The organism is Stenotrophomonas sp. HMWF023 (assembly GCF_003060985.1).
GTDB classification, from domain to species: domain Bacteria; phylum Pseudomonadota; class Gammaproteobacteria; order Xanthomonadales; family Xanthomonadaceae; genus Stenotrophomonas; species Stenotrophomonas lactitubi.
Genome location: NZ_QAIJ01000286.1, coordinates 1 through 10305, shown reverse-complemented (window position 1 = coordinate 10305; position 10305 = coordinate 1). Strand labels below are relative to the sequence as shown.

Annotated in this window: 1 protein-coding gene; it reads left to right on the top strand. The window is 66.7% G+C overall.

The annotated features are described in order from the left end of the window. The coding region (locus DBR20_RS22190; RefSeq protein ID WP_108266931.1) for a hypothetical protein at positions 1-10305 on the top strand (10305 nt) is incomplete at both ends.

Here is a 10305-nt window from a genome sequence, read left to right as displayed (position 1 = left end):
AGCTTCTACATCACCGGTGACATGCGCGAGGGCGACCATGTGCCCATCGGGCAGGCGTTTGCCGACTATTTTGGCGGCACCATTCCCGGCGTTCCGGCCAACATGAATGTCACCACGCTCTCGTTCACCGCCGATCCCATCGGGCAGGTGTACCAGGGCCAGTCCATCGTGATCTTTGGCACACCCGATGACCCGCAGCCGGACCAGGCATGGACGATCATGTCGATCGGTACGGTCGGCATTTCCGTGCAGCAGCTGGAAATGTGGGTCGAGGCGCGACAAGGTCATGTTGGCGGCGGCATCTCCGGCGTCTTCTTCCTCAAGGGTGCTGGCCATACCTCGGGAGAGGATCCGAGGCTGACCCTCCTGGCCGAACGGCCGGTGCAGGGCGATGATGCGCCGCAGGGCTGGCTGTTTGCAGCGCATCTATTCCCCGGTACGTCCATCGACCTCACGCAGATGGTGGCCCGCTTCATCATGGGCGACCCCGACTACGTGGTGCCGGGTTACGTGCCCACGATCGCCATCGACGCCCTGGACGCCACATTCGCGACGGGCCCCGGCGCTTACACGTTCAAGGGAACCGCCTCGGCACGCTGGACACCGAAGCTGTTCGGCACCGAACTGATGGTCAATGCATCGGCGAGCACCGACATCGCGCGTGCCGGAACCAACGCACCGGTCACCGGCACCCTGAGCGGCAGCTTCGCCATCAACAAGTTCGCCATCCAGGTTGCGATGGACATCGGCGTCGCCGAGCCGACCTATCTGTTCAAGGTGCTGTACGGCGAGCGCTGGATCCAGGCCACCACCTCCTGGCGCGGCAAGCCGGACGCACGCCATCAGGTGGTCGCCCTGCAATTGGGCGGCATTACGCTCGGCGAGATCCTCGAAGATCTGGTCAACCTCGCGGCCCCTACGCTGGGATTCACGCTCGATCCGCCATGGGACCTGCTCAAGCGCGTGGACCTGTCGCGCTTCGTGCTCACGCTTGACCCGCAGGAGAACGTCGTCGAGTTCACCTTCGATGCACAGGTGAACCTGGGCGTGATGCGGGTGGACACGATCGGGGCCCGGTATCGTCGCGGGACGGGCCAGGGCAAGGTCGAGCTCATCCTCACCGGCAACTTCCTGGGGCAGGGCTACAGCGCCAATGACCCGTTGAGCTGGGACGTGGTCAATGGCGCGCCGCCGAGCGTGGCCGGGCAGGGGCCCAAGACCGTCGACCTTCGCTTCATCGGGTTTGGACAGCGCATTACCTTCGCCGGGGAAACGCCGGACACCGTTGCGAAGAGCGTTACCCAGCTGCGCAACGCCATGAAGAAGCCGGAACCAGGGAAGAACCCCGTTGGCAACGGGCTGGTGTACGCCGCGGACAGCCAATGGCTGATGGGCCTGGATATCGGTCTGATGGGGATGATCGACCTGGGCATCATCTTCGACGACCCGCGCCTGTACGGCCTGTCGGTGTCGCTGGGTGGCGAGCGCGCGGGCTCGCTGGCCGGGCTGCGCTTCGAGATCCTGTACAAGAAGATCACCAATGACATTGGCATGTACCGCATCGAACTGCGCGTGCCCGATGCGTTCCGTACCATCCAGCTCGGCGCCGTCTCGCTGACCCTGGGCATCGTCGTCATCGAGGTCTACACCAACGGCAACTTCAAAATCGACCTCGGCTTCCCGTACAACCGTGATTACAGTCGCTCGTTCTCACTGCAGGCGGGCATCATCATCGGGCGTGGCGGCTTCTACTTCGGCATTCTCAACGGCGATACCTCCACCAGCGTCCCGAAGATAAGCAACGGCAACTTCTCGCCGGTTATCGAGCTGGGCGTGGGCCTGGCAGCCGGCGTGGGCCGCGAGATCAACGTGGGCGTGCTGTCCGGCGGCGCGTACATCCAGGTGGAAGTGATCTTCCAGGGCGTACTGGCCTGGTTCAACCCCACGGCCAGTGGTGCCCGTTCGGCCATGTACTTCCGTGCACAGGGCGTGGTGGCGCTGCATGGCAAGGTCTACGGCAAGGTGGACTTCGTCGTCATCAGCGCCAGCGTGACGCTGGAGGCCTTCGCGCAGGCCATGGTGGTGTTCGAGAGCTACCGCCCGATCCTGCTCGAATTCACGGTGGGCGTCCGTGCCGAGGCCTCCGTCAAGATCCTCTTCATCCGCATCAACTTCCACTTCTCGGTGACACTGCAACTGGGCTTCACCATCGGCTCGGCCAGCCCGACGCCATGGATCCTGTCTGGTAGCGACAGTACTTCTTCGCCGCGCCTGGGCAGCGCGGGCCGCTCGCAGGTGTGGCTGTCCGCCCCCAGGCATGCACAGCGTACGGCGGCGCTCCGCCACGGCTACGTGACCCGACTGCGGCGCAGTCGCATGGCCCTGGGCACATTGCTGGCCGACGATGGCTATGTGCTGCAGTGGAAGCCGCACACGCTGGTGTTCGACGCCAAGCAGACCGCGCCGCTGACAATGCTTCCCTGCATCACCGTGGGCGACGTGCCGGTGGACTGGGCGGGCGCAACGCCAGACAACACCGCGCCACGCTACCGCGCCGCGTTCCTGCTCTATGCCGATACCGGCATGGATCCGACGCAGAAGACCGCGGCCGGGATGGTCCGGCGCAACGTGGTGTTGAGCGGCGGCAAGACCCTTGCCGCAGACCTGCTGGTCAGCGGTCTGCTGCGCTACGCGCTGTATGCGCTTCCCGACGGCCCCACGTCCACCACCGACCCGATCAATGCTGCACAGGTGGCGCTGCTGCTGGAGCAGTTGGCGTTGCCGCAGACTGCTTCGGCCGGATTCTCCATGGACGGGCTGGACACCTTCTTCTCGACCAACCTATCGTTCGTGATCGGCGGCGTTCCGGTGACGGCCGCGAACGATGAACTGCCGGAACGCAGCGCCATGATCTTCCCCATGCCGCCGGGCCTGACATGGCAGTCGCCGCAGGCGGGAGACCGGGATTTCTCGACGTACAACGCCATGGGTGGTGCATACGAAAGCGGCGTGGCCGCGATCCTCGGCGCGTACTTCCCCGAGGGTGGCAGCGCCCGCGATGCGGCCGACGACCCGGCTGCCTACGCGTCGTTCGCCACCTATCTGTTCCGCGACTTCTGCCAGATGCTGGTCAAGGCGGCCGTGACGGAGGCGCAGAAGCAGTTCGTCGACGTGAAAGTACCGGTCACCGCATCGATGAGCCTCGCTGATGCGGCCAGGACGTTCGACACGGCAGCGGTGCCCTGCGTGAAGGAGGTGGGCGACAACGTGCAGAGCGTGGCCGCCCGCACCGGGGCGACCAGCGAGGAGCTGCTGTTCCTCAATCCCGGTCTGCAGGCGACGATCGACGCTACCCAGGTGGGTGCCGCGCTGGATCCCGAGCCGCTGATCGGCGTGAGCCCGGGCATGCTCGTGCAGGACAATCCAGGCATTGCGCTGGTGGCCTCCGCATGGCCGCTGGGTAACGTCAACCGCGCCGTCGGCGCGCCATCCACCACGCTCGACAACTTGGCCGGGCTGTTCAACGTGGCCAGCGTTGCGAGCCTCTTCGCGTACGTGCCGCCCCCGGGCGATGGCTACATGCTTGGCGTGGACCCCAACCTGCTGAGCGAGGGGCGGGACTTAGCACTTGCGACGCAGGTGTTCACGCCCCCGGCAGACGGTGGATTCGACCGCGCGCGCACCGCCGCGGCGTTCTTCGTACGCTACGCGGACCCGGATCTTTCCGCATCGACGCTGCCGGATGCACCCGACATGCCCGCCTGGTACGCCCAGGCGATCGCCATCCTCAATCCTGCGCTGTCGGCGGCACACGCGGCCGGCGACAGCGTGGAGATCGATCCGGGCGTATCGCTGCGTGTGCCGCGGATCTACGGTGACCGCACTGCCACCCAGGCGTACATCACCCTGCCGGGAGACACCCTGCATCGCATCGGCAGCACCCTCGTGCTGTGCCAGGATGCGGCGGCGCTCGCCTCGCCGCCGTCGCTCTGGCCTGCGTTCGCTGCCGGCGTGGTCGCCGATGGCTCCAGCTTCACGCTGCCAGCCTGGCCGCTGGACGGGAAGGGCCCGGGTATCGTGGTGGAGGCCGGGGAAACCGTCGAACGGCTGGCCCGTCGCCTGGCGGTGAACGTCGGCTACAACGCTGCGTCGGGATGGACCTATGACTGGACAGCGATCTCCGTGTGGCTGGGCCCGGCCGCCATCCTCGCTCCGATGGCGGTGGTGACGCTACCGGGCGCGTCCATCTCGGGCGCCGCCGCGTACACCTTCCAGCAGTTGTCGGACACCTATGGGCTGACGCTTACCGATCTGGCGGTCCGACTGGGCACGCAGAAGGGGCTATTGCCGGACGCTGCGACGCTCACCGTGCGCCAGTTGCCCACACTGAGCGTGCAGGACGTCGAGGACGGCGTGCTGAGCACGGGCTCCTTCGCGGGCGTCGTGAACCAGGCCTCGCAGATGCTGATGTCGGGCCTGCGCCTGCCTGCATTGAAGACGGTGTCGGTGGACGTCGATGGCACGACCGTGCAGGCCGTGGTGCCGGCCCCGTCCCGGCCGACGCCGTTGTACGACCTGACCGGCCAGCAGTTCGATCTCGCCGTGAACGCCGATCCAGACCATGCGAACGACGTGGCACTGACGATGACGGTGACCTCCAGCGTCCCGTGGCTGCAGTTCGGCTCCACGTTCACTGTAGGCGAGGGCCACGACACGGCCACGTTGAATGAACAGCACCCGGCGCTGCTCGCGGACAATCTGCTGCTGCACGCAGCGACTGCGCTGCCACCGGGCATGGTGCTGTTCTCCAGTGTCGGTGACGATTCGCTGGACTTCAGCTTCACCAACGCGCAGATCCTCCATGACGCCCCGGCGACGGGGCTGGCGCTGACGACCCTCCCCGCCGCGCCGCCCGCACCGCAGGCACTGCCGTTGATGGGCACGTCGCCCACTACCTACGGCATCGAGAATCCGGTGACCCTGCAGTCGCCGCAGACGCTGCCCATCCCTGTCGAGGGCACGGCGCTGGCTGGCTACGCAAGTCTGTGGCCCTTCCCGCAGGGCCTGCTCAAACGGGCCGAAGAGGGCGCCACCACGCCATACGCGATCTTCGCCGGCAACCAGCCCGGTGCAACGCTGGAGAACGCGAGGCCGCTGGCATCGACCACCTTCGGCTGCCAGTTGAGCTTCCGCATCCGTCGCATGGACGATGGCAGCCGCCGTTTCCTGCTGCTGGGCGTGGACACCGACCAGCGCGCATGGCTGCTGATGCTGCGCAACGCGATCCTGGCCGGTGGCGCGGACGACGCAACCAAGGGTTACCTCGCCGTCACACCGGCGCCGAACGCCTCCAACGCGCAGGGCATCAGCCTGTTCGACGCGACGCAGCCGTGCTTCCTGATCAAGACCAACCTGTCCACCGACTCGCAGCCGCAGGCGCAGCTCATGCGCGCAGCTGCCCTCGGTGAGATCGACGCACCGGTCTACTACGCCGATTTCGCCACGTCCCTTGCGGACTTCCTGCTGTTGTTGTGGGAAGGCAGCGTGGTGGGTGGAACGGGCTATTACATCGGCTTTGGCAAGGATCTGCCGGGCAGCGCATTCGATGGGCAGGGTTTGGCAACGCTGAACCTGCTGGTCATCGCAGGCGACCAGCAGGCGCTTGCGCCCGGCGGTCGCACGTTGCGCCCCTTCAACAACTGCCTGCTTGTGGCCCCGGGCCTGGATGCGTCGATCCACAGCCTGTATGCCGAAGCCAGCGACGCGTCGGACCTGGCCGAGGTACCGCTGACGCCGCCGGGCACGGCCGGATTCATGCTGACCATCACCACGCCCACCGGCGATAGCCCCGAAGCGGCCTTGCAGGATCGCTACAACACCTTGGTGTACTGGTGTGCCGACAGCAGTTCGCCGTACGCGATCGCACCGGCGTGGACGCCCGCGCTTCCCAAGCCCAGCGACGGGCAATCATTGCAGGCGTGGGAGCGGCAACGTCTTGCGCGCGAAGCGCGCCTGCGCGGCACCGATGCGGATCCCTTGCCGGAGCCCTATTGGCGTTACGAACAGGTGGTGCCTTTCCATCGCTTCACCACCACACTGGCCACCGTCAGCGTTCCTGGGCTGCCTCCCGAGGCCAACAATCCCTACCGCGGGTTCGGCGATGCCAGTGCATGCCCAACCCCGCAGCTCACGTTCTGCCTCTCCGACCTGCTGGGCAACCACAGCCTGGAGCCGTCGGTGACCGGGCAGGGCAGTACGACGCTCACCGTCGGCTACAACGATGCACTGATCGCCCTGTCGCAGTGGCCCGAGGCGACTACGTTCTTCGAGGTCCTGGGCAGCAGCGGCGCGGCGACACTCGCCATGTCGCTCAGCCTGAAGGCAGCGGCCGCACAGCCGGGGCCGTCGCAACGCGGCGATGGCGCCGTGGAACAGGCTCGCCAGCAGAATGCGCAGTACGCCAACATCTATTACCAGCTAGCGCAGCAGGGAATCACCGCGGCTCTGTCCACGTCCCTGCACCATGTCCCGGGGAATGATGCGCTACCCATTGCCGTGGCGCCCTTGTGGCGATACGCCGCTGGTGCCTATGCCTACAGCGCCACCGCCATGCAGCTTGCGGCGCAGGGCGCCGACGGCATCACCCTTGCCGACGTGCTGGACACATGGCCGGTGCGCTGCGCCGAAATTGCCGTGGCCAATGCGGATGTGCCACTGGAGCAGTTGTTTGCGCCGGGCAGCAGCGTGTCCGTGCCTGCATTCATGCCGTTCGTCGCGCAGCGTTCTCTCGCCGATCTGTATGCACAGCGACCTGCCGGCTGGCCCGACCCTGGTTCGGCCGCAGCGTTGTACGCGGCACCGGGCAACGCGAGCCTGCCGCTGGCAGTGGGTGCGTCACTGCAACTGCCGGCAACGGTGACCTATCCCACGGGAAGTAATGCGGCCACGCCATCGCTGGCGCAGATCGCCCAAGCGCATTGCGCCGATGTGGGGCGCCTGGGCGAGTTGAATGCAGCGGCTGCGGTGTTCGCACCAATGAACGGCGTGCAGGATGACCAACCCAACATCCTCATTGCTACGTTCGTGCAGGAGGACGGCACGCCGCTGGTGCTGCATGTGACCGTGGAAGCGGGCAAGACCGACTCGTTCGACGCAGCACGGGCCGCGTTCGCCACCCAGGGCGCCAACCTGACCGTCGCCGACATTGCGGCGGCAAACGCGGAACGCAGCGGACTGTTGCTGCCCGACAAGCAGCTCTCCAATGACACCTATGTCGCCCGTTCGGGTGACACCGTAGGCAGCAACGGCAGCGGTGCCACGGTGACCGCGATGGCGACCGCCAACGCCGCCACGGCCGGCATCTTCGATGACGGCGCGCTGGTGCTGTTTGGCGTCGAGACGCTGCCCCTGCCAGCCGATACGCTGGAGATGGTGGCCCAGCGCTATGCGTGCCCGGCAGACCTGTTGCTGTCCAGCAATACGCCGCTCACATGCGGCGCGTTGTTCGCGATCCCCGGCGTAAGCGCGTGGCCAACCGACGACACCGTGCGCGCCGCCCTGCGGCTGCCGTACACCGTCAGCCCGGGCGACCTGCTGGCGACCATCTGCATGCACTTCGCTGGCGATTCGAGCACGGATACTACGACCCCGAGCGCCTGTATGGCCGCCAACCTCACCACGCCCGGCACGGTTGCCAAGGACATCACCCTTGCCATCGTCGTACCGGGTGGCAATGTCAGCATCACAACGCCCGCCGTGCAGTCCTTCAATGCCACGCTGCTGCAGGCACAGGCCATCAATCCGGCGACCACGCTCGACCAGTTGGCCGATGCGATGGCGGGCCTGGCCGACGCGCTCGAGCCGGGCGCGCTGATGATGATGCCGCCCGCACGGCTGCCGACCACGACGGCCGCCGGATCGGTGATGCCGCTCTACGGCGTCGACGCTGCGGCATTCGCGCTGGCCAATGCCGCAACGCCCGGCCTGATCGTAGATGGCGTGGTACTCAGCCTGCCGCATCCGGAACAGTCTGGCGTCAAGGTCGAGGTCACCACGCGGGTCAACGACACCTTCAACTCGGTGGCGGTGCGGTTCTCGCTCAAGGGGGTGGCCACCGATGCCGGTGCGATTGCCGTGGGCAATCCTGATGCACTGTTGTACGCCGAGCACGCCCTGGCGCTGCTGCCACCCTGCGCGATGAGGGCAACGGTGGCGCTCGGTGCGGGTGGGCCGTATCCGGATACGGTGTTCCCGCTCACGGCATCGCTGACTCTGGCGCGCCCTGCGGTGCTCATCCATCCAGACTTTTCCGCCGACGGCCCGGTGGCGGTCGCCACCTCCGCACTCGCGCCGCACGCCCAGGGCAAGAGCGCCGATGGCAGCCTCAACTTCGGCTCCTTCATCGAGAGCCTCACCACGGCCATTGCAGACGTGCGCGTGGGCACCGCAAAGGTCGCAGGAGAGACGGCGGACCTGTGGTGCGTCGATTTCTCGGCGACCGGTATCGACGAGGTTGCGCTGAAGAGTGGGGTCACGTTCCCGGGCCAGGCGCCGATGCCGCGCTTCCTCGCCCTGGCACCGCTGTACGACCACCTGGTCACCCGACAGACGGACATCTGCGCGCTCAACGAAGATGGGGCGTTGGCCGAGACCGGAGTGCCCACGCACTTCATGGCCATCGACGCAGAGCCGTGGGCCCATCGCTTCCTGGCGGACATGGATCGCTTCCTCGGCGGCACCATCGCCACATGGCTCTACAGCACCCCCGACCTGCTGCCCGCATTGACAGAGACACTGCAGAGCAAGGGCGTGCTGGCCGAGGCGATCGCAGAGCAACTGCAGGCCGTGTTCAACTACGACGGCTATGCCACGCCGCCCGATCCCGGCTATGTCAACGGCCTTGCCGTCGCCTGCAGTGCGCTGACCCAGCAGCTCGACGTCAGTCTGCTGCGCGCCTACGACACGTCGGTGGTCGTGCAGTACGACACCACGTCCCGCACACCGTGGACGACGGGCAACGCACCGGTGTCGCTCTATGGGCAGGGGCGCCTGGTGCCGGACGCCGACGGTCGGGACGCCGCCGCGGTGACATTCGCGGCCTCAAAGACCGGCTTCGACCCCGATGCCGCCTTCGTTGGCTTCTTCGCCACGGTGGCCGACCCGGATCGCCACAGCTGGATCCGCGGAACGCTGGAGTACGCGTACTCACATACGGAGTTCGGCATCACCGATGGTGGAGTGCCCGCCGGCTATCTCGCCTCCAATTGGCTGTCCTTCATGCCGGCACAGGACGCGGGCGCCAAGCCCAAGGCGTTGGAGGGCACCGATCCCGGGAAACTGCTGGCCCCGATACCGCTGCGCACCTATCCCGCGCTTCCGTCCATCCGGGACCAGTCTGCCGGACCGACGTATCTCGTGCCGGACAGCCTCGCGCAACTGCCGCTGTGGACGTATCGCCTGACCTGCAGCCACCCCTTCGCGGCGCAGGACGGTGTACTGATCACCACCGAGTTCAACCTCACACCGCCGGCGCAACGGTTCGCGCGGGTCGATACGCCGGATCTGTTCGCCAACCTTGCCCAGTACATCGCTGTTGCCGATGGCATCTGGACGCTGATCGATGACCTTGACGGCAAGGCGGACCTCGCCGCACGGACCAATGCAGCACTGACATTCGCGGTCCTCGCAGGCCGGATCGCGGGAACGTGGAGCGTGCGCACTCCGCAGGCCCGCGCAGGCGGCGCTGGGCTGGATGCCATCGCTACCGCCACCTTTGCGTTCAATGCACGGGTGGCGTACACCATCGAGCCCGAGACGCAGACCAGCCTCGTGTCCAGCGTTTCGCTCACCCGTGAGCAGGCGCAGCCGGGCCCCGGAGGAACGTGGCCCTCATTGGAGGTGATGCTGCCGGACGGACGCGCCGTCACGCTGCACGCCAATGCGTCGACGGATGCCGGTGCAGCGAGCAGCGACACCCGGGTCTATGTACCCGAGGCGGGCACCAGCGTGCCGGCCTTCGACACGCAGACCCTGCGCCTGTCGTGGAACGACATCAACGTGTCGGCCTACCAGAATGCACGCGCCCGCATGCTTGCCGTCCGCAACCAGAACCTGCTCTACGATCCCGTCAGGCCGGAAAATCCCATACTGGCCACGAGCGAGGCGTTCCTGCTGAAGACGGCCGAAGTCACCGCCACGAATGTCGTCACGCCGCTGATCGAACGGGGCATGCCGCAGGTGATCGCAGGAAGCACTGTGGGTGCAGCGCTGGCCGCCGCGATCGACACGCTGTTCCCGCCGGCGGGA